Source organism: uncultured Nonlabens sp. (assembly GCF_947495285.1).
In the GTDB taxonomy this organism is placed as follows: Bacteria; Bacteroidota; Bacteroidia; order Flavobacteriales; family Flavobacteriaceae; genus Nonlabens.
This window is the reverse complement of sequence record NZ_CANLXZ010000035.1, coordinates 1-20,793: the sequence shown is the minus strand read 5'-3', so window position 1 is coordinate 20,793 and position 20,793 is coordinate 1. Positions and strand designations below refer to the sequence as shown.

General features: G+C 33.5%; 20 protein-coding genes. 8 read left to right on the top strand and 12 right to left on the bottom strand.

What is annotated here, in order from left to right; all coding sequences use genetic code 11:
- The first annotated feature begins 304 nt into the window (after positions 1-304).
- The 3 genes from Q0838_RS12595 to Q0838_RS12585 all read left to right on the top strand — a co-directional run bounded on the left by Q0838_RS12595 (position 305) and on the right by Q0838_RS12585 (position 5,286).
- The gene (locus Q0838_RS12595; protein WP_298955738.1) at positions 305-2,851 is read left to right on the top strand and encodes a PIG-L family deacetylase; all 2,547 of its coding nucleotides are present in this window, start codon (positions 305-307) and stop codon (positions 2,849-2,851) included.
- A gap of 80 nt (positions 2,852-2,931) precedes the next feature.
- The gene (locus Q0838_RS12590) at positions 2,932-4,659 is read left to right on the top strand and encodes a sodium:solute symporter (protein ID WP_298955735.1); all 1,728 of its coding nucleotides are present in this window, start codon (positions 2,932-2,934) and stop codon (positions 4,657-4,659) included.
- A 3-nt stretch (positions 4,660-4,662) separates the two neighbouring features.
- Positions 4,663-5,286, top strand: coding sequence for a hypothetical protein (locus Q0838_RS12585; RefSeq protein ID WP_298955732.1), 624 nt, complete (start codon positions 4,663-4,665; stop codon positions 5,284-5,286).
- A 279-nt stretch (positions 5,287-5,565) separates the two neighbouring features.
- Here the strand turns inward: Q0838_RS12585 and Q0838_RS12580 are convergent, their stop codons facing one another.
- The 5 genes from Q0838_RS12580 to Q0838_RS12560 form a co-directional block, all read right to left on the bottom strand.
- Entirely contained in the window at positions 5,566-6,411 is an 846-nt protein-coding gene (locus tag Q0838_RS12580; protein ID WP_298955730.1) for a DUF2911 domain-containing protein, read from the bottom strand.
- A 70-nt stretch (positions 6,412-6,481) separates the two neighbouring features.
- Positions 6,482-6,883, bottom strand: a complete 402-nt coding sequence (locus Q0838_RS12575; RefSeq protein WP_298955753.1) for a sulfite exporter TauE/SafE family protein — start codon at positions 6,881-6,883, stop codon at positions 6,482-6,484.
- 17 nt (positions 6,884-6,900) lie between these two features.
- A complete protein-coding gene (cls, locus tag Q0838_RS12570) occupies positions 6,901-8,379 on the bottom strand; it encodes a cardiolipin synthase (RefSeq protein WP_298955728.1) in 1,479 nt (492 codons plus the stop codon).
- A gap of 3 nt (positions 8,380-8,382) precedes the next feature.
- Positions 8,383-9,351: a lytic transglycosylase domain-containing protein gene (locus Q0838_RS12565; RefSeq protein WP_298955726.1), complete on the bottom strand. Its 969-nt coding sequence runs from the start codon at positions 9,349-9,351 to the stop codon at positions 8,383-8,385.
- A 79-nt stretch (positions 9,352-9,430) separates the two neighbouring features.
- Positions 9,431-10,078, bottom strand: coding sequence for an alpha/beta hydrolase (locus Q0838_RS12560; protein WP_298955724.1), 648 nt, complete (start codon positions 10,076-10,078; stop codon positions 9,431-9,433).
- Between the two features lie 185 nt (positions 10,079-10,263).
- Here Q0838_RS12560 and Q0838_RS12555 point away from each other — a divergent pair, with 185 nt between their 5' ends.
- Positions 10,264-10,578, top strand: a complete 315-nt coding sequence (locus Q0838_RS12555) for an N-acetyltransferase (protein WP_298955721.1) — start codon at positions 10,264-10,266, stop codon at positions 10,576-10,578.
- A gap of 75 nt (positions 10,579-10,653) precedes the next feature.
- Here the strand turns inward: Q0838_RS12555 and kdsB are convergent, their stop codons facing one another.
- The 6 genes from kdsB to Q0838_RS12525 form a co-directional block, all read right to left on the bottom strand.
- Positions 10,654-11,391 carry a 3-deoxy-manno-octulosonate cytidylyltransferase gene (gene kdsB / locus Q0838_RS12550; RefSeq protein ID WP_298955718.1) on the bottom strand — a complete coding sequence of 246 codons (738 nt, stop codon included), beginning with the start codon at positions 11,389-11,391 and terminating at the stop codon, positions 10,654-10,656.
- Positions 11,392-11,421: 30 nt separating this feature from the next.
- A complete protein-coding gene (locus tag Q0838_RS12545; RefSeq protein WP_298955715.1) occupies positions 11,422-11,721 on the bottom strand; it encodes a hypothetical protein in 300 nt (99 codons plus the stop codon).
- Between the two features lie 162 nt (positions 11,722-11,883).
- Positions 11,884-12,327: a hypothetical protein gene (locus tag Q0838_RS12540; RefSeq protein ID WP_298955713.1), complete on the bottom strand. Its 444-nt coding sequence runs from the start codon at positions 12,325-12,327 to the stop codon at positions 11,884-11,886.
- Between the two features lie 19 nt (positions 12,328-12,346).
- Positions 12,347-12,805 carry a hypothetical protein gene (locus tag Q0838_RS12535; protein ID WP_298955710.1) on the bottom strand — a complete coding sequence of 153 codons (459 nt, stop codon included), beginning with the start codon at positions 12,803-12,805 and terminating at the stop codon, positions 12,347-12,349.
- A 53-nt stretch (positions 12,806-12,858) separates the two neighbouring features.
- Positions 12,859-13,443 (bottom strand): DUF4126 domain-containing protein, encoded by a 585-nt coding sequence (locus Q0838_RS12530; RefSeq protein WP_298955708.1) that lies wholly within the window; start codon positions 13,441-13,443, stop codon positions 12,859-12,861.
- 1 nt (position 13,444) lies between these two features.
- Positions 13,445-14,869, bottom strand: coding sequence for an AAA family ATPase (locus Q0838_RS12525; RefSeq protein ID WP_298955705.1), 1,425 nt, complete (start codon positions 14,867-14,869; stop codon positions 13,445-13,447).
- A gap of 118 nt (positions 14,870-14,987) precedes the next feature.
- Here Q0838_RS12525 and Q0838_RS12520 point away from each other — a divergent pair, with 118 nt between their 5' ends.
- From Q0838_RS12520 to rsmD, 3 genes are read left to right on the top strand one after another with little or no spacing between them, the layout of a single operon-like run.
- A complete protein-coding gene (locus Q0838_RS12520; RefSeq protein ID WP_298955702.1) occupies positions 14,988-15,740 on the top strand; it encodes a hypothetical protein in 753 nt (250 codons plus the stop codon).
- Complete coding sequence (locus Q0838_RS12515) at positions 15,685-16,494, top strand: DUF3822 family protein (protein WP_298955699.1); 810 nt, start codon at positions 15,685-15,687, stop codon at positions 16,492-16,494. Before Q0838_RS12520 ends, Q0838_RS12515 begins: the two co-directional genes overlap by 56 nt.
- Entirely contained in the window at positions 16,485-17,042 is a 558-nt protein-coding gene (gene rsmD / locus Q0838_RS12510) for a 16S rRNA (guanine(966)-N(2))-methyltransferase RsmD (RefSeq protein ID WP_298955696.1), read from the top strand. Before Q0838_RS12515 ends, rsmD begins: the two co-directional genes overlap by 10 nt.
- Positions 17,043-17,071: 29 nt before the next feature.
- On the opposite strand, the gene Q0838_RS12505 is transcribed toward rsmD, so the two are convergent.
- Entirely contained in the window at positions 17,072-17,815 is a 744-nt protein-coding gene (locus Q0838_RS12505; protein WP_298955693.1) for a DUF6503 family protein, read from the bottom strand.
- A gap of 55 nt (positions 17,816-17,870) precedes the next feature.
- Between Q0838_RS12505 and smpB the strand changes: the two genes are divergently transcribed.
- Complete coding sequence (gene smpB, locus Q0838_RS12500) at positions 17,871-18,335, top strand: SsrA-binding protein SmpB (protein WP_104516734.1); 465 nt, start codon at positions 17,871-17,873, stop codon at positions 18,333-18,335.
- Positions 18,336-20,793: the final 2,458 nt, after the last annotated feature.

Here is a 20,793-nt window from a genome sequence, read left to right as displayed (position 1 = left end):
TATAAAGGTGATGGAAATAATTTAAATTCTTACATTTTTATGGTTAACACAGTAAACTCAAATATCAAGGCATTTGAAAAGCACATGGTTCATTGCTATTCTAAAATTAGAATAGGTTCTTTTTGATGTTGTGAACTCGCTTTCGCGAAAGCGGAATTTCAACACCATCATCTCACACCATGAGATTTTATAAGAAAACAACTAATAAGAGCGATTTTTCTTACTTGAGTTAAAGAAATCGATCATAGAACATATAAATATTCACAAAAATTTAAGATTTGAAACTTCTATCTTCACACACTGTATGAAAAAGAATTTTATCACCTCTATCATTGCGTTATTATTCCTATCAACTGCGGTTGCTCAAGAAAATAGACTCGCCCACCAGCAGCCCAATACTGCTGAGATTTATCACAACATTGAAAAACTAGGTTTTCTAGGTACTGCATTATTTATAGCGGCTCACCCAGATGATGAGAACACGCGGCTTATCTCCTGGCTAGCAAATGATAAAATGGCACGCACTGCCTATCTATCATTAACTCGTGGAGATGGTGGGCAAAATTTAATAGGTCCACAACTACGTGAACAATTAGGGATGATACGTACTCAAGAATTACTAGAAGCTAGAAACATAGATGGTGGACAACAGTTTTTTACACGAGCCAATGATTTTGGTTATTCTAAACATCCTGATGAAACACTAGCAATATGGGATGAGCAAGCCGTAATGGAAGACATGGTGCGTATTATCAGAGATTTTAAACCTGATGTGGTTATCAACAGGTTTAATCACCGCACTCCTGGTACTACACATGGGCATCACACCACTAGTGCTATGTTAAGCATGAAGGTTTTTGATCTCGCAGCAAATAAAAATAGTTATCCTGACCAGTTAAAAGATCTAGACACCTGGCAAGCACAACGTATATTTTTTAATACCAGCTGGTGGTTTTATGGCAGTAAAGAAGCGTTTAATGCAGCAGATAAAAGCAACCTACTAGAAATAGAAGCGGGAACTTATTACCCTTACAAAGGTTTATCTAATAGCGAGATTGCCGCATTGAGTAGAAGTCAGCATAAATCACAAGGTTTTGGTAGTACAGGATCTCGTGGTTCACAAACAGAATATTTAGAATTTTTAAAAGGCTCTTTCCCGAGTGACAAGTCAGATGTATTTTCTGGTATAAATACCACATGGACCAGAGTAAAAGGAGGAAGTCGCGTACAGACCTTTCTTAATTCTATTATCGCAAATTATAATTTTAAAAAACCTACAGAAAGTATTCCTGCCCTGTTAGAGTTGAGAAGTAAAATTGAAAAATTAAAAGAAGATCACTGGAAAAACATCAAACTAGCAGAATTAGATCAGGTCATTCTAGATATTACCGGTGTATATCTAGAGGCTAGCATTAATACAGCTACTGCTACGGCAGGAGAAAATCTGAAGGTAAAAGTGGAAATGACTAATCGTTCTAATCAAAATTATGAGGTAACTCTTTTACCTAATAAGTTAGTGGAGGTAGATAAAAATCAAGTATCACTAAATGCAGCAAAAAGTTTCACCCTAGATGCTACTTTAAAGATACCAGCAGTTTATGAGGCTAGTTCTCCTTATTACTTGAAAGAAAAATCTACCTTAGGTATGTATCAATTTAAGGATAGAACCTTAACTGGTAAACCAGAAACTGGTGCTGAATTTGTAGTACGCACTATTCTTAAAATAAATAATACCGAGTTATACAGAGAAATTCCTATCATACATAAACGCACCGACCCTGTGCGCGGCGAGGTTAATGAACCTTTTCACATCGTTCCAGAAGTTGCCGTAAGTATCGAGAATCCTGTTTATGTCTTTTCTGGAAATTCTACCCAACCTATTCAGGTTACCATAAAAGCAAATAAAGCATTATCAACAGGTACCTTAGAATTATGTCACCCTGATGGATGGAATATTACACCTAGAGATTTTAATCTAACTAAATTTAAAAAAGGAGAAGAAAGAACATTTATTTTTAATGTACAGCCACCTAAAAATGCGTCCAGAGGTGTTGTATCTGGACTAGTAAAAATAGGTGTAAAAACCTACTCGCAAGAAGTAATTAAAATAGATTATGATCATATTCCTGACCAGCAACTGGTAAGAAACAATGAATCGCAAGTAGTAAAACCAGGTCTAGTAAATAGCGCGCGCACCGTTGCTTATATTAATGGTGCTGGTGACGACGTTGCACAAGCTATAGAAGCTATAGGTAGCAAGGTATTTAAATTTGAACCTAATGAAGTACCTAACGATCTTTCTAAATATGACGCAGTAGTAGTAGGTATTAGAGCCTTTAATGTCGCAAAAGAAGACATGGCAGCTTTACAACCTAGACTCGATAGCTATGTGAAAAATGGTGGTACCTTAATGATGCAGTACAATACTAATAGAAGAATTAGTCCAGATGCGTTGGGGCCTTTACCTATTACGCTTTCGCGAAAGCGAGTGACCGATGAAAATGCAACAGTAACCATATTAGAACCTCAACATAAAATCATGTCTGCACCTAATGCGATAACTTCTAAGGATTTTGAAGATTGGGTACAAGAACGAGGTCTTTATTTCCCTACAACATGGGATGCTGCCTTCACTCCTATTTTAGGAATGCACGATAAGCAAGAAGATATGACTACAGGAAGTCTTATTGTAGCAAAATATGGTGATGGACATATTATCTATACTGGTTTGAGCCTTTTTAGAGAATTACCTGCTGGTGTTTCTGGAGCTTATAAATTACTGGCAAATATGATAAGTCTAGGAGTAGAAAATCAAACTATTAAAACTAAAGATGGCCAGAGAAAACTCTAAAAAGTGGAACCGTGTGTATGCAATGGTGATTATAGCAAACCTAGTTTTTGCAATTTTGTTTTACATTTTAAGCTCAGTTTATGGAGGTAATTGATTGGTTCATACTAGTAAGTACTCTAGCGTTTATAGTCCTTTATGGTGTTTATAAAACAAGAGGCCGTCAGACCAGTGAAGAATATATAAAAGGTGGAGATGCCCGCTGGTGGACTGTAGGGCTATCTGTAATGGCGACACAAGCCAGCGCTATTACATTTTTAAGTACGCCTGGACAGGCATATACAGACGGTTTAGAATTTGTACAGTTCTATTTTGGTTTACCTATAGCTATTATTATCATATGTGTCACCTTTATACCTATTTATCACAGGCTTAAAGTTTATACCGCTTATGAGTTTCTAGAAAAGCGATTTGATTTAAAAACCAGATCGTTAGCTTCTATATTATTCTTAATACAGCGCGGTCTAGCTGCTGGTATTACCATTTATGCGCCTGCCATAATACTAAGCGCTGTACTGGATTGGGAATTAAAATACTTAAACATTATTATAGGTATTCTAGTTATTATTTATACTGTTTCTGGTGGTACAAAGGCTGTTAACGTGACTCAAAAACAGCAAATGATAATTATCATGGCTGGTATGGTTACCGCATTTGTACTTATCGTGACACAACTGCCAGATAATGTGAGTTTTGATAACGCGCTAACTATGGCTGGTAGTGCTGATAAAATGAAGGTCCTTGACTTTGACTTTTCTCTTAACGATAGATACAATGTCTGGAGCGCTATATTCGGTGCTACGTTTTTAATGCTTAGTTATTTTGGTACAGACCAGTCACAAGTACAACGTTATCTCTCTGGTAAATCTATAAAGCAAATGCGTATAGGACTACTGTTTAATGGTTTACTTAAAGTACCTATGCAGTTTTTTATACTCATGGTAGGTGTGATGGTATTTGTATTTTATCAATTTAATTCTACGCCTCTTAACTTTAATCCTGCTGCACAAAAAGCTGTTAAAGAAAGTCAATATGCTGGAGAATACAGCAGACTAGAATCGAGTCATGAAGAAATACTGAATGAAAAACAGGAAGTACAAAAAAATTATGCCGCAGCTTTGAGCACCTCTCCAGAAGATGTAGGTAATTATGAAATTGCTTTAGAATATCTAAGAACACAAGAAGAAAACAATAGACAGAAAGCAAGAGAGTTAATTAAAAAAGCAGACGAAGGTATTGAGACTAATGACAAGGACTTTGTCTTTATTCATTTTATATTAAACCATTTGCCTAAAGGCTTAATAGGACTCTTACTAGCTGTTATTTTAAGTGCTGCAATGAGTTCTACCGCTTCAGAATTAAATGCATTGAGCTCTACCACTGCTGTAGATATTTATAAAAGATATAGCACAAAAGAAAAAGATGACGACCATTATGTAAACATGAGTAAATGGTTCACGCTTATGTGGGGAGTTATAGCTATAGGATTTGCTAGTTTTGTATCCTTATTTGACAACCTTATACAGTTAGTTAATTTTATAGGTTCTATATTTTACGGTACTATTTTAGGGATATTCTTAGTTGCTTTTTACTTTAAAAAAATCAAAGGTCAAGCTATTTTTATTGCTGCATGCATTTCTCAAGTAATTGTTGCCACTTGTGCTATACTTCATGAATTTGTAGAAGGAATAGAGATATTGCCCTTCTTATGGTTGAATCCGCTAGGTGCTATTCTTACTATTACCCTAGCTTTAATTATAAGCACCGTGAATAAAGAAGATAATAGTATTTTTGAATTTCAAAAAAATTAAAGTATGAACAAGTATTTCTACAACGATGGTTTTAGAGAATTCGGTCCTTTTACACCACAAGAATTACTCGATAAAAATATACGTCCTGATTATAAGTTAAGACTAGATGGAACGTCAGAATTAAAACCTGCTAGAGAGATTATAGAGGTTGCTACTTTATTTAAGCAAAAACAAAACGAACAACAGCAAGCATATCAAAATACTTCTAACATACCACAGCAGCCTAATCCTGACATAAATAATCAACAAGCGGCACCAGAAACATTTGAGCGTGACTTAAGTTTTGAGCAACAAAGTTATCAAGTAACTCAAAATAATTCTAGTAATAGAGTTAATTATACTGCAGCACCACAATCTGTAGGATGGCGACCTAAACTGTTACTAGCGATTATTTCCTTCTGGTTGTTTGATAATTTATTAGATTGGTTATTTACATCATTATCTATAAGATTATGGCATGGTCCAGGACAGGCTATTCGTATTTTTATAAACATTCTTTTTGCTTTTATACCTTTACTATTAGCTATATGTATCAAAAAATCTAGCTTGCGTGTTATAGCTATCGTATTTGCTGTAATCATCGTCATCAGCCAGTTAGCACGCCAGGTATACTGGTTAGTTAATTAATTAACTAGATTCATTTATAACCTATAAAAGCCGTTTGATAGATATAATCAAACGGCTTTTATATTTCACAACCTTTATGCGTGTAGCAATATAAATTTATCATAAAACCCATATCTGTTGTTAAAAAAAATTAGATCTAGTTACTAGATAGTTCTTACTCCTACTTTGAATAGATGAATAAAATAATCGAGTAAAACATAAAAAAACCGCCCAGAAATATTCTAGACGGTTTAATGTATGTTTCGCTTTCGCGAAAGCGGTATAATAATAAAAAGATAATTATATCTTCACGCCCCATTCTTTAAGGCTGTCTTCATTTAGTTTTACATAGTCAGCATTTTTAGCCTTTTTTGCTAATTCTAATGATGTCTTTGCACTTGCAATTGCTGCAGATTTTTTACCCATCTTTGCCTCGATAAGAGATTTTCTTCTGTGCATCCAGAATGCGTCTGGATTTGCTTCTACTGCTTTTGTAATCCACTGGTGAGCTTGTGGAAGATCTTTATTTGCATCTAAGTAAAATGTTGCAGCGCTGTAATAATCGTTTGCAGCTGGTCCTGCCATTACTTTATCGATACTAGCTTGAGTTTTTGCAGCTGTAGGCACTGTAAATGGAACTGCAACCATAGTCTCATCCCACATCATCTGTAAGTGAGCACCATCCATAGTAAGCTCATTAATGGCCATAGTCCAGCTTTCTTGAGCATTTTTAAGTTTAGAAACCTCTACGGTAGTAGTGGCAACAACTTTAGAATCATCCCATTTTCTAGGTGTACCCCAGTTAGATGTATCGCTATATAACATTACGGTCCATTGTTTTTTACCTGGCTTTGTAAAGACAGCATAAGTTCCTGCTTTTACATCAGTTCCTGCAAAATTAACATCGTCTGAAAAAGTTATCTTAGAATTAGCATTTGCACCAGTTCTCCATAAAGTATTAAATGGTACTAAATCTCCAAAGATATCTCTACCTCTCTTTGCTGGTCTAGAATAATCTAAAGTAACCTCTGTAAGTCCTACAGTCTGCACTGTTTTTGCACTAGGACTAGGTTGTGGAGCTTCGATCTGGGCGCTAATGGTGGTAGTTACAAGCATTAAGCTCAAAACAAATAATAATTTTTTCATTGTATTTATCTTTAATATTTTTGAAGTGGTAAATGTCGGTGATTTAGCTTTTAAAAATGTTAGAGTTTTCTTAACTAACGCCTTTTGCACTAGAGAAAAAGATCATTTTTATAGCTACAATAATAAGTATTACACCGAATATTTTTTTCAATAATTGTTGATCTATATTAAGAGCTAACTTAGACCCAAAGTATCCTCCTATAACAAAGGTGATTGCTATAAAAGGTACATAACGCCAGTCTAAGCCTTCATTAACTTGCAGGCCATTTTTATGATATGTGTATGCCGCAAGTAAAGTAACGGGCACCGCGAGAACTGCGAGACTTATCCCTTGTGCTTGATGCTGGCTGTATCCTAAAAACCAAATAGCTAGTGGCACCATAATAACACCACCACCTACTCCTACACTTCCACTTAAGAAGCCTGCTAATAAACCTAATAACAATAAGAGTAATATAATTTCTATAGTCATTTTTTTTCTTTTCATATTTACAATAGAGGAGCCCACAATCGACAAAAAGACTCTTTGATTTTATTCCACTTATTTCTTTTAAGCCATTTTTCTATAATAACTTCTTCACAATGTTCTAAATCTAACTTATACTGGTTGTTCAATTCATGAGATATTTCTTTGTCAAAAATAAGTGCATTAATCTCAAAATTGATGTTAAAACTGCGATAATCCATATTTGAAGTCCCTATAGTTGAGAATTCCTCATCTACTACCATCGTTTTAGCGTGTAACATCCCTTTGTGATACCAGTAGATTTTTACCCCACTTTCTAGTATTTCTCTAAAATAAGAACGACTGGCAAATCTTGCTGCCCAACTGTCCCCTTTTTTAGGCACCATAATCTCTACCTCAATGCCAGCTCTAGCTGCACTCTTTAATGCTGTTAAAATAGCCTCGTTAGGAATAAAGTAAGGTGTGGTAATTTTAATAGTATGACTAGCGGTGGTAATGGCTATAAAAATAGCCTCCATAATGTTAGCCCAGTCGGTATCTGGACCGCTAGCCGCTATTTGAACTGCTTTATTTATTTTTTCATCTATTTCTGGAAAATAACTGTCTGGTAAATCAATGATGGTCTTTTCACTTATATGGTCGCTAACAAAATACCAGTTAAGCAACCACTGCACTTGCATGGTTTTTACTGCGTGTCCTTCTATTCTTAAATGAGTATCTCTCCAGTAATTTCCAGTAGAATCATCTTCTATATTTAAATAATCATCACTTACATTTACACCTCCTAGATAGCCTATATGTCCATCGATAATGCATATTTTACGGTGATCTCGATAATTTGCTTTGCGAGTAAAATTAGAAAATATAACTGGCATGAAAGCATAGAAATCAATACCTGCTTCTCGCATTTTTTTCTTTGCACTGCTAGATAAATTACTACCTACGGAGTCATAAATAAGTTTAACCTGGACATCTCTACGACGGGCATTAATCAATTTGTTAATTAACTCCTTACCGATAGCGTCATCCTTAATTATAAAATACTCTAAGTGTATATGATTTGTTGCTCTATCTATATCTTCAAAGATACTTTTAAAGGTATTCTCTCCATTAATGAGAACTTTAAGATCATTTTTAAGTGTTAAAGTGGATGACTGATTTTTATTTAATAACCTAACTAGTTTTACACGATTATCTAAAAAATCATCCTCATACTTTGATAATTTTTGATCTGATAGTCCTAAGCGTTTCTGCCATGATTTGATAAGATGATGTCCTGCTAGATCTTTACGTTTAAAAATTTTAGACTTTCTATATTCCATTCCAAAGAAGTAATAAATCGCGAGACCTACAAATGGAAAAGTGATAAGAAATAATAGAGAAGAGAGCGTCTTCCTAGGGTTTTGATTGCTACGTATAAGAAAAAACGCAGCACTTAATGCAACTACATAATTTATAATTAGCAGTTCCATAAACCAGTTAGAAAGAAACCAGTCTAGCATAATCTAGTTATAGTATCCCTCTTCAGGAATCTGGATTAAGTATTCTTTACCTGATTTGTTGTTCAGTTTAGGTTCTCTTAACCACGGATTGTGAATTTTAAGAATTTTATAGTTGATGTTGTTAGCTTTTGCGAAAGCGGATAGATCATCCACCTCATAATCGACTAATACATTCTTAGTAGGTATCGTGTCATAACCATGACTAGGATCTACATTAAAACCAAAATTTTTGGGATTTTTTAAAATCTCTTTAATCGCTAGAATTCTAAATACATATCTACCTGTTTCTTCTCCTAAGAGTAAGTCGTAGTAACTAGAAACATTTTGCGCGTTTAATCGTTTATTAATCCCGCCATTACCGGCATTATAAGCGGCACCTGCAAGTGTCCAACTGCCAAATTGGTTTTTACTTTTCTTAAGGTAATCACAAGCAGCCTTTGTTGCGATTTCTAAGTGGTATCGCTCATCTACGTTGTTATTTACCTCTAGACCTAATTCTTTTCCAGTTCCTCTCATAATCTGCCAGAAACCTCTCGCACCAGCTGGTGATGTAACATTCTGTAGACCACTTTCTATTACTGCTAGATACTTAAAATCATCTGGCACACCATTTTCTGCTAGAATAGGTTCTATAATCGGAAAATATTTTTGAGCTCTTTTAATAAGTAAGATACCATTAGACTGCCAGTAGGTGTTTACTAAAAACTCTCTATCCACTCGCTCTCTTATATCTGGCTGGTGTAATGGCACATTCTCTCCTGCAAAGTCTAGACTCTTAGGCAACTGTACACTGTAGACATTATAATCTTCTACTCTCTTTAAATTATTATTACCTGTATTACTGCTGGTTACTGTCGTATTTTGTGACCTAGTGATGCTGGATGCAGTACTTGAATCACGATCTTGTTGTATAGCACCTATGGTGAATATAAAAACTACTGCGATTCCTGCTCCTAAAAATATCTTTTTCATATCTGTCTATAATTATTGGATTAAAGATATAAAAAGATTCTAGTATTAAAGACTTATAAACAGTTAAGCTTTATTATTTTTAAGAAAGTATGATATCTGGCAGGTGATCATTGAACCACCTAAATCTATTGACAATCATAACATGCGTACCACCAGGCACGATGATACAATCATTTATATACTTAATAGGGAAAATAGGGTCTTCATCACCATGAATATGAATAGTATTTAAAAGCGGCTCTTCTTGATCCCAATTTAAAATAGTGTCTAGCGCCCAATTGAGATAAATTCTATTATTAACCGATAGGTATTTTTTATAAAGTTCTATCTTCTTAAGTGCAAAACCTGGATTATATTTAACAAGTAAATCAAAATTTTCTACCAGTCTAGTAGGTAATATTTTATGAAGTCCAGTCACTTTTGAAAAACGCATTCTTCTAGGAAATTCTTTCTTTGATTTAACAGTAGATATTAAAATAAGTTTTTCTACATCTATCTGTTTGGCCATTTCTTGAACTATCACACCACCAAAAGAAACCCCTACCAACACAGGGCTTTTATGCCTAACATGCGCTAACAACCTCGTAACATAATCCCTAAGAGGTTCTTTTACTTCAGGGATGATCCATTCTAGATTATGGACTGTAAAATCCTTCTTTGGTAATTTTAAATTTTCAAAAATTAAGGAAGAAGCTGCCATACCTGGCATTAAATATATATGCTTCATAATTTAAGGAAACGCTCTCATTTCAGCGCTTTAACATTTTTAATGGTTTTATGACATGACTTTTAAGGTATCTTTACAAGATATTAAATGAAAATTTTAATCACGATACTAATCAGCCATAAAGTTAACTTTAAAATTTTAATGCCTATCTATTTTTAGAAAATAAATGAGTTAAAAAAAAGATTATGGACCACCCCTCTACTACTATAGAAATTACTGACAATACTTTTTTACGTCAGTATGAATGTCGCAAAGGCGATATTTTTGCAAAAATTGAATATTCTCAACAAGAGAGAAAAATCTTCTTAACTAAATACATCGTACCAGAAGAGCTGGAAAATGATTTAGATTTTAGAAACGAATTCTTAACTGGTGTTTTTGATAACATAAGAGAAGAAAAAGACCTTAAAGTTGTACCTACACATCCTAAAATCGCAGGTTTTGTTCGTAAATTTAGAAACAAATATAAAGATATGCTTCCTGTAGGAATTGCTATTTAAATATTTTATTACTATAAGTACTTAGATTTTTAAGGCTTTTACCTTAGTAGGAGTCTTAATTAGTCTGTTCTAGTTTTAATGGAGTCGCTGCCATTCTAATTTAGCTTTTTCTAGATCTTGTGGCACATCTATTCCTATACTCAAATGACTAGTAGGAATCATCTTAATTTTTTTACCGTGTTCTAGATATCTTATACATTCTATTTTTTCAGATAATTCTAGCGGTGTAGGCGACTGATTATAAAAATCTAATAAGGCACTTTTTCTAAAAGCATATATCCCTATGTGTTTATAAACAGGTTGTTTTACATCTTTATCTCTAGGAAAAGGAATCACAGAACGCGAAAAGTACAATGCATTACTATTCAAATCTGTTATTACCTTTACATTATTTGGATTTTCAATGTCATCTATTTCAGTAATTTCATGCATTAATGATGCTAGGGAAATCTCGTTTTCCCTATCGTTTTCAAAAACAGCTATCAGTTTTTCAAGATCTAGTTGATTAGTAAATGGCTCATCACCTTGCACGTTAATCACTATATCTGCTTCATAATTCTCTACAGCCTCTGCAATACGGTCACTACCAGTTTCATGTTTTTTTTGAGACATTACCGCTTCTCCACCGTTACTAATTATCTCGTTATAAATCACATCGCTATCTGTCGCAACAAGAACCTGATCAAATAGGCCAGTGTGTAATGCAGCCTCATACGTGCGCATTATGACTGTTTTACCACAAAGATCTTTCATTAATTTACCAGGAAATCTACTGGCTTCAAAACGGGCTGGAATTACGGCTATTTTTTTCAAAAGATATTTTTAAATTTAAAATGACAGAAATTACTTATATTTAATAAGAACTTCTTCATTATGAAACAAAGTTACTATTTCTTCTGCCTTATCTCGCTCTAAAACGTAAAGAGACCTACGTGTTCTGTTTTTTAATTTTATTGCTAGTCCAATAGAATTATTCTCTTTACTATAAATAAGGTATTTAATCTCAGATAAATCTATTTTAGACTTTCCCGTTAGAAGAAAAAAATTAAAAACAACTAGAATAGGGAATATGATTAATGGAGTAACGGTCAACCAGTTTAATTCATCAAAATTTAAATAATTTATAACAGCTAAAAATATCATTAATAAATTAATTGAAATACAACTAGTTGCTTCTTAACATTATCTTCTATTTCAAAAAGCTGTAATCTTTATCATAATGGACTTGAGAAATTTGATAACTGAATAAATCTTTAAATTTAGATAACATTTTACAATTAAATTTTATAAATATTTCTTTTCATTTTAAAACCAAGATGATTTCTCTTTAATCTCTATTCCATGACTTTTAAATAACTCAATTTGATTATCAAATTGCGATAAATTATAGTGATAAAGAGGCCTGCGAGTTTTATTATTTAACCTGATACTTCCTGTAGCACTGGTTGTAGACTTGCGATAGCTTACCGATTTAATCTGGTCTAGAGCTATGGTTGAGGATGCGTTATTATTTACAAAACCTAAAATCAACATAATTGCAAAAAATATAGAAAGAGCTAAAAATAATAGATTGGGGCTATCAAATTTAAAATATCTTGAAAGAGAAAAAAACAGCATGGTAATCGACAGTATTCTAGACATCCATATTTGGTAAACAGCATGATCATCTATTTCAAAACATTGCCTGTCTGGATCAAAGGTTATTGTAGAATTCTTATCTGTAAATAGTTTTTTAACGCTTTTAAACATTTTTTTATTATTATTACTTTTAAAAATTGAGTGGTACTAATGGTAATTTATTTTCTACTCTCTTGACCTCAAAATCGTTCTCTTCCATGAATTGCACAAAATTTAAGCGATGTGCTTCATGATTAAAAATGACGTTACGATACTTACCGTTTTTTAGTCTGAGCGTGGTTTGTTTTACACTTCTATTATTTCTAAATAAAAGAAAATCTACATCTACCCTTTCTATTTCCTTCTTTAATGTATGAGTTTGAAACATAACCACTAGTACTATGGTTGAAGATAACAATAACGCATAACTGAAAATTTTGAAAAACATACCCCAGTTATTCACTATCAGTAATAAATTAAGACTTCCGAAAAACATTAACCCAATGCTTAACCAAAATCTATTTTTTACATTATCATTTATAACAAGTGATTTTTTATATTCACTAAATCGATAAACTGCATTTTTAGGTCTCATGAAGAATTTAAACATATCTATTTGTTAGTTTTATATCGCTTTCGCGAAAGCGGAATTATCATTAAACTCTATCTATTAATAACAACTTCTTGCTTTTTCTTATTAAAGATTCTCTTATACAGTTTTCTAATACCTACTAAAAGAAAAAACACAATTACGACCGCTAGTGGAGCAAATGCAATAGATACTAGAGATAGCATGCCACTGAAACCAGCCTCGGCAGTGCTTACTATGGGATTTGCAAAACCTCCTGTTGTAGAGGTACTCATAGCTCTCGCTCCAGATGTGGTGGTAGAAATAGCGGCTGCGGTACCACCACCTGCGATTATAGCCATGGTCCATGTAAAAACTGGATTCATATCTCCCATAACACTTACCATTACCGCCGTACCTGCTATGGCAGCTAGCGGCACAGAAATAGTGTCTAGTAAATTATCTACATAAGGTATGTAATATGCAAGCAACTCCACTACGGCTGCTACTCCTAGTACGATTACAGCAGTAAGACTACCAGCCCACTGCCAGCTCTCATTAAGTGGTATTACATTAAAGTAAGCTGCTAGACTTGCACATAGTAATGGTATAAATACTCTAAAACCAGCACTGGCCGCTAGTCCTATACCTAAACAAATGCTAAAAATAATTTCAAACATATTAATTCTCTATAAAATAATCGTTTTTAAAACCTATAAGATACAAATTTGTTTTGGCACGTGTTACTGCCGTGTATAACCATCTTAAATAACCTTTATCTGGACCGTCTGGTAAATAAGGTTGTTCTATAATCACGTTTTCCCACTGTCCACCTTGCGACTTATGACAGGTTATCGCATATGAAAATTTAACCTGTAGGGCATTAAAGAAAGGGTTTTCTTTTATCTCCTTGTACTGCTTATACTTAGGTAATTTTAAATAATCCATGCGCACTTCTTGATAGAGTTTATTACTCTCTTCATAAGTAAGCGATGGAGTTTCAGATGTTAATGTGTCTAGTAAAAGTACGGTTTCAAATTCTTTCATATTAGGATAATCTACCATTCTTACCTTTACCTCTGCAAAATGAAAGCCATAAATGTTTTTAAAAGCAAAAATTTCTAACACTTCAACAATATCACCGTTTGCAATAAAACCGGCATCGCTAGACGGTTGCAACCAGTGGTAGTTATTCTTTACTACCATTAAATAGTCCCCAGGTGACAGCTGGTTTTCATTAAATAGAATGCGAGATCTTATTTGTTCATTATAAAGATTTGCTCTTTTATTAGATCGCACTATTATGGCTGTCTCTTCATGTCCATGAAAATCATAAGCACTATTAATAGCATCCATAATTTCATGACCATCTATAAGCCTGTTAATGTCTGTAAATTTATCTACGTCAAATTTAAAATCAAAGTTCTCCTCTAGAATATGGTTACGTATAGATGTTGCGTTAAGTAAAATACCTGAGTTCTCACTTTGTCGTTTCACTTCGTCTAGTTCTATTTCTGTAACCTCTTTTAAGTACCGCTGTTCTATAAGCTGGCTGTCTAATGCTGGAGAGACATCTAGTTTTACTGGCGGTAATTGAGCGGTGTCCCCTATAATCATTAATTTACAATTCACACCACTATATACATATTCTATAAGGTCGTCTAATAAAGAACCATTACCACCGAACATTTTATTCTCTGCAGCAACATCAGGAATCATCGATGCTTCATCCACGACAAATAATGCGTTGCGATGCTTGTTTTGTTTTAAGGTAAACTGCACTCCACCGTTTCCTTGTCCCTTAGGATAATAAATTTCTCTGTGAATAGTCGCTGCTTGCTTATTTGCATAATTACTTATCACTTTTGCAGCTCTTCCTGTCGGTGCTAGAAGAACACAGCTCATTTTAAGCTTCCAAATACTCTTAACAATCGTGCTGGTTAGGGTAGTTTTACCTGTACCGGCATAACCACGCAACATAAATAACCGATCTTTATTTTTATCTAAAATAAAATCGGCTAGATACTCTAGCGCCCTATCTTGCTCATTTGTAGGTTTAAACGGAAAATCTAAAAGTAATACTTTGTAAAATTCTTGTGGTGTCATTGCAAATTGTGGAAAACTGAGTATAAACTTAACTCAAATTTTATATCTCAAGCTAGGATGAGTGAAAAAAAATTGTAGATTTGTTTGCGTTGAAAAATAGCATTAAACCATTAAAAGTATGTTCAATTTAATTATATCAGTTGTTTTAGGTCTAATAGTACTAGTCCTACTAGCCGTATTTATAAACAAGATTCCTAAAAAGTTTCACCCTATCATTATTATCGCCTTACTAGCGGTAAGTGGGTTCTTTGCGTATAAACTTTACAAATCTATCGAAGAGCCAGTAAAATTTGCAGAAGCAAAAGAAGAACGCTACATGCAAATAGTAAGTCAACTAGTAAAATTACGTGAAGCACAAAATGCTCACAAATCAATTACCGGTTTATATTCAAATGACATTAACAAACTAGCTCGTTTTGTAGACACCGCAAAATTTGCGCTTACTCAAAAACGTGATAGCACTGTAATTGATGAAGAGCGTAACCTGAAATTTAGACTACGTGCAAATGACCCTAATGGTTATAAAAAAGAAATTACAATAACAGATACATTAGGATTTACATCTGTAAAAGATTCTCTTTTCAAAGATGTCGATGTTTCTCAATTATTAAAATATAAAGTAGCTGATACACCTGGTTCTATAAAACTTGAAACAGATATTGTCTTTGATAAAGAAAATAGAGTTCCTGTTTTCCGTGCAGTAGCAGATAAAAAAGACATTCTTTTTGATCAACCAGAAAGATTAGTAAAAGAAGAGTTAGAGATTAAGAGTGTAGAAGCAATTGATGGTCCTACTATTTTTGTAGGTAGCCTAGATGAGATCACTACTAGTGGTAACTGGCCGAGACAGTATGCACCTAAAGATAAGTAGTCCTAACGACACCATAAAGAAACTGTCCGTCCTGATTCATCAGGATGGACTTTCTTTTTATACCTATAACTCAACGGGAATTCTAGACTCTTTACATAAAGAATTTAAGCATAGTGCAAATCCTATTGAGATTTTACAAACTATTGAGACTTGTTTTAGAGAAGAGGCTTTTTTAAAAGAAGCTTTTACTAAAGCTACCCTACTCTACCATCACAATATTTTTACTAGTGTCCCTGCACTTTTATACAAGGAAGACCATGCAGCAGATTACCTAAAATACAATGCTAGAATTCTTGAGACAGATGTGTTAAGTGTAGATGAAATACTAGGAACAACAGGTGTAAACACAGTTTATATAGCTTATTCTAACATAAACAATTACTTTTTTGAACGTTATGGAAGTTATGAATACTACCATTATAGCTCTCGTATTTTAGAGACTAGATCTACACCTACCGTAGGATTAAGACCGCAAGTTTATCTAGATATTAAAGGCAGTCACTTTTACCTTTCTATATTTAATAAAGGAAAATTAATAGCTCATAATCTTTTCCCACACGATGAGATAGAAGATATTTTATACTACACTATGTTTACTACACACCATAACGACCTCGATCCAGAGACTATGGAAATTATAGTATGCAGTGAAGAACAAAACAACGCACTCTTAGAACTATTATACACCTACGTGCGTTATGTAACCCAAGAAAAAAATTACTCAAATTACTTAGAACAAATCATATGCGTATAATATCAGGAACACATAAAGGACGCCGTATATCAGCACCTAAAAATCTACCTGTAAGACCTACTACAGATATGTCTAAGGAGGCATTATTCAATATATTGCGTCATAGGATTCATATTCACGATATAAAATTGCTAGAGCTATTTGCTGGTAGTGGTAATATGTCTTATGAATTTTGTAGTCGCGGTGCTGGTAGCGTTCTAGCAGTAGATCAACACTACCCATGCATTGCATTTATTAAAAAAACTGCCCAAGATCTAGATTTCCCTATAGATACCATAAAGGCCGATGTCTTTAAATTTATAGAAAAACATAAAGGAAAATACGACGTTATATTTGCAGATCCTCCTTATGCTCTAGAAGAAAAAGATTTTCTTAAACTACCAGAATACATATTTAAGAATGAACTTCTATCAGAGAATGGTATATTAATTATTGAGCATTCTAAACATACTTCCCTATCCAGCAGTGAGCATTTTGATAACGAACGCAGATATGGAGGTACGGTTTTCAGTTTCTTTAACGGTCCTAGTAGCGAGGAGGAAGAGTAAATAGTTTTATATTCAAATGCTATAAACTGTTATTTATTAACCTTAAAAGAAACTCTTTCTAATTCAATTTTACTCAATAATTCTAACTTATTTTCATTAAAAAGATCGTCTATGTTAAACAACTCAGAATCGAGTTTTGCGGTTTTATAATTATTATAATCCTGTACAATTACACCGTTATTGTTTCTGCGGTTTACGCTTTCGCGAAAGCGATACCCACATTCTTCTTCACAGTAAGAATATGCTAGATAATCGATAAAGTGATCCTCCTGGTTGATCCAGTAAACAAAAACGTCTTCATGATCTTCACCACCACCTATTTCATTAAAGGTTACTTCTATTTCATGATATGACTTTCCTTTAATCCTGTCCTCACCTATGTATTTAAGGTTGATAGCATCACCATCAAGACTGTAAGGAAGCTGTGCAAAATATATAACAGAGTTAAGACTAGCCTTGTATCTTTGAGATAACGAGTCTGGTAGGGCAATGTTTATGTCATTTTTATAACGATAAAAACCGCTGTTATTAAGTCTATCCAGGACAGCGTCCTCTCCTATCATTAAATAACGCTCAAAATTAAAATTACCGTTTTGTCTTTTTACAGAATAATCTATACCTCTAAATGTAAAATGTAGTTGCCCATTTGCTGCAAGGTCTGTACCGTGAGCTTTCATGGTTTCTACCATAATAGATCTAGGATCTGGTTTACTAGAATTACAAGATATAAAAATACTTGTGCTACAAATTAATAATAATAAAATATTTCTCATTTCACAAAGATATAAGAGAATGCCTAAAGAATTAAGGTATATTTGTATTTTAATTATGGATTTTAAGAACAAAATAGAGATCAAGAATCGTAAAGCGCGATTTGAATACGAGATTCTTGATAAATATACCGCTGGTATTGTACTAGCAGGAACTGAAATAAAAGCAATACGACTAGGTAAAGCTAGTATCGCAGAGGGCTTTTGTGAGTTCAAGAACAATGAATTGTTTATTATTAATATGACAGTTCAAGAATACTCTCATGCTACGTATTTTAATCATGCGCCTAAACAAGAGCGTAAATTACTTCTTAACCGCAAGGAATTAAAAAAACTAGAGAAAGGTGTGGCTAACTCTGGTAACACTATTGTACCACTGCGCTTATTTGTTAATCAAAAAGGTCTTGCCAAAATAGATATCGCCCTGGCAAAAGGTAAAAAATTACACGATAAGAGAGAAACTCTTAAGGATCGAGATAATAAAAAACGCCTGGATCAGATTAAAAAGGAATTCAGGACCTAATGGTTCTATTTATCATTTGATGGATTTTTGTTAAAAAACTACCTTCCTTTCAAACCCTTGTGGTTAGTAACTGTATTGTCCTTCCTGTTTCCCCTTCAATTTAAGGGAAAATCCAGATAGAGATAGAATCACAGTCTTGTAGTGAGATTACTTACGGTTATTAAAACTTACTGTGACAAAAGCTTTCCCCTTATTAAAGATAAAATTTACCGAAACCTTTCCCTAGCCCTAAAGGGTAGGTTTCTTTTTCTTTATTCTAAAAAAATACAACTTTATTTTCCGCACCCTTTAGGGTAGGAAAACGGAAAATATCGGAATCTAAAATTTGCTACAGTATAAAGCTTTCTACTTTTTTAAAAATAAATTGCAACGAAACCTTTCCCTAGCCCTAAAGGGTAGGTTTCTATTTCTTTATTCTAAAAAAAATACAACTTTATTTTCCGCACCCTTTAGGGTTGGGGAACAGAAAATTAACGAAATCTAAAATTTGCTACAGTATAAAGCTTTACCCTTATTAAAGATAAATTTTACCGAAACCTTTCCCTAGCCCTAAAGGGTAGGTTTCTAATTCTTTTTATTAAAAAATGCATCTCCTTTTTCTGCATCCCTCATGGTTGCAGAACAGAAAATTAACGAAATCTAAAACTTGCTACAGTAGTATGCTTTCTACTTTTTTAAAAATAAATTTTACCGCAACCTTTCCCTAGCCCTAAAGGGTAGGTTTCTATTTCTTTATTCTAAAAAATACGACTTTATTTTCCGCACCCTTTAGGGTTGGGGAACAGAAAATTAACGAAATCTAAAATTTGCTACAGTAGTATGCTTTCTACTTTTTTAAAAATAAATTGTAACGAAACCTTTCCCTAGCCCTAAAGGGTAGGTTTCTTTTTCTTTATTCTAAAAAATACAACTTTATTTTCCGCACCCTTTAGGGTTGGGGAACGGAAAAATATCAGAATCTAAAATTTGCTACAGTATAAAGCTTTACCCTTATTAAAGATAAATTTTACCGAAACCTTTCCCTAGCCCTAAAGGGTAGGTTTCATTTTCTTTATTCTAAAAAATACAACTTTATTTCCCGCTTCCTTTAGGGTTGGAAAACGGAAAATTATCGGAATCTAAAATTTGCTACAGTATAAAGCTTTACCCTTATTTAAGATAAATTTTGCCGGAACCTTTCCCTAGCCCTAAAGGGTAGGTTTCTTTTTCTTTATTCTAAAAAATGCATCTCCTTTTTCTGCATCCTTTAGGGCTGGAAAACGGAAAATTATCGGAATCTAAAATTTGCTACAGTATAAAGCTTTACCCTCATTAAAGATAAATTTTGCCGAAACCTTTCCCTAGCCCTAAAGGGTAGGTTTCTATTTCTTTATTCTAAAAAATGCATCTCCTTTTTCTGCATCCTTTAGGATTGGGGAACGGAAAATTATCGGAATCTAAAATTTGCTACAGTATAAAGCTTTACCCTTATTAAAGATAAATTTTACCGCAACCTTTCTCTAGCCCTAAAGGGTAGGTTTCTTTTTCTTTATTCTAAAAAAATACAACTTTATTTTCCGCTTCCTTTAGGGTTGGAAAACGGAAAATTATCGGAATCTAAAATTTGCTACAGTATAAAGCTTTACCCTTATTAAAGATAAATTTTACCGAAACCTTTCCCTAGCCCTAAAGGGTAGGTTTCTATTTCTTTATTCTAAAAAAATGCAACTGTATTTTCCGCACCCTTTAGGGTTGGGGAACGGAAAAATATCGAAATCTAAAACTTGCTACAGTAGTATGCTTTCTACTTTTTTAAAAATAAATTGTAACGAAATCATTTCCCTAGCCCTAAAGGGTAGGTTTCTTTTTCTTTATTCTAAAAAAATACAACTTTATTTTCCGCTTCCTTTAGGGTTGGAAAACGGAAAATTAACGAAATATAAAACTTGCTATAGTATAAAGCTTTACCCTTATTAAAGATAAATTTTACCGAAACCTTTCCCTAGCCCTAAAGGGTAGGTTTCTTTTTCTTTATTCTAAAAAATACAACTTTATTTCCCGCTTCCTTTAGGGTTGGAAAACGGAAAATTATCGGAATCTAAAATTTGCTACAGTATAAAGCTTTACCCTTATTAAAGATAAATTTTACCGAAACCTTTCCCTAGCCCTAAAGGGTAGGTTTCTTTTTCTTTATTCTAAAAAATACAACTTTATTTCCCGCTTCCTTTAGGGTTGGAAAACGGAAAAATATCAGAATCTAAAATTTGCTACAGTATAAAGCTTTCTACTTTTTTAAAAATAAATTGTAACGAAACCTTTCCCTAGCCCTAAAGGGTAGGTTTCTATTTCTTTATTCTAAAAAAATACAACTGTATTTTCTGCTTCCTTTAAGTTGGGGAACAGAAAAATATCAGAATCTAAAATTTGCTACAGTATAAAGCTTTCTACTTTTTTAAAAATAAATTGTAACGAAACCTTT

Excerpts from the sequence above, each read along its gene's own strand:
- Q0838_RS12595 (WP_298955738.1), top strand. The coding sequence starts at position 305 with ATGAAAAAGAATTTTATCACCTCTATCATTGCGTTATTATTCCTATCA.
- Q0838_RS12590 (WP_298955735.1), top strand. The coding sequence starts at position 2,932 with ATGGAGGTAATTGATTGGTTCATACTAGTAAGTACTCTAGCGTTTATA.
- Q0838_RS12585 (WP_298955732.1), top strand. The coding sequence starts at position 4,663 with ATGAACAAGTATTTCTACAACGATGGTTTTAGAGAATTCGGTCCTTTT.
- Q0838_RS12580 (WP_298955730.1), bottom strand. The coding sequence starts at position 6,411 with ATGAAAAAATTATTATTTGTTTTGAGCTTAATGCTTGTAACTACCACC.
- Q0838_RS12575 (WP_298955753.1), bottom strand. The coding sequence starts at position 6,883 with ATGACTATAGAAATTATATTACTCTTATTGTTATTAGGTTTATTAGCA.
- cls (WP_298955728.1), bottom strand. The coding sequence starts at position 8,379 with ATGCTAGACTGGTTTCTTTCTAACTGGTTTATGGAACTGCTAATTATA.
- Q0838_RS12565 (WP_298955726.1), bottom strand. The coding sequence starts at position 9,351 with ATGAAAAAGATATTTTTAGGAGCAGGAATCGCAGTAGTTTTTATATTC.
- Q0838_RS12560 (WP_298955724.1), bottom strand. The coding sequence starts at position 10,078 with ATGAAGCATATATATTTAATGCCAGGTATGGCAGCTTCTTCCTTAATT.
- Q0838_RS12555 (WP_298955721.1), top strand. The coding sequence starts at position 10,264 with ATGGACCACCCCTCTACTACTATAGAAATTACTGACAATACTTTTTTA.
- Q0838_RS12545 (WP_298955715.1), bottom strand. The coding sequence starts at position 11,721 with ATGATATTTTTAGCTGTTATAAATTATTTAAATTTTGATGAATTAAAC.
- Q0838_RS12540 (WP_298955713.1), bottom strand. The coding sequence starts at position 12,327 with ATGTTTAAAAGCGTTAAAAAACTATTTACAGATAAGAATTCTACAATA.
- Q0838_RS12535 (WP_298955710.1), bottom strand. The coding sequence starts at position 12,805 with ATGTTTAAATTCTTCATGAGACCTAAAAATGCAGTTTATCGATTTAGT.
- Q0838_RS12530 (WP_298955708.1), bottom strand. The coding sequence starts at position 13,443 with ATGTTTGAAATTATTTTTAGCATTTGTTTAGGTATAGGACTAGCGGCC.
- Q0838_RS12525 (WP_298955705.1), bottom strand. The coding sequence starts at position 14,869 with ATGACACCACAAGAATTTTACAAAGTATTACTTTTAGATTTTCCGTTT.
- Q0838_RS12520 (WP_298955702.1), top strand. The coding sequence starts at position 14,988 with ATGTTCAATTTAATTATATCAGTTGTTTTAGGTCTAATAGTACTAGTC.
- Q0838_RS12515 (WP_298955699.1), top strand. The coding sequence starts at position 15,685 with ATGAGATCACTACTAGTGGTAACTGGCCGAGACAGTATGCACCTAAAG.
- rsmD (WP_298955696.1), top strand. The coding sequence starts at position 16,485 with ATGCGTATAATATCAGGAACACATAAAGGACGCCGTATATCAGCACCT.
- Q0838_RS12505 (WP_298955693.1), bottom strand. The coding sequence starts at position 17,815 with ATGAGAAATATTTTATTATTATTAATTTGTAGCACAAGTATTTTTATA.
- smpB (WP_104516734.1), top strand. The coding sequence starts at position 17,871 with ATGGATTTTAAGAACAAAATAGAGATCAAGAATCGTAAAGCGCGATTT.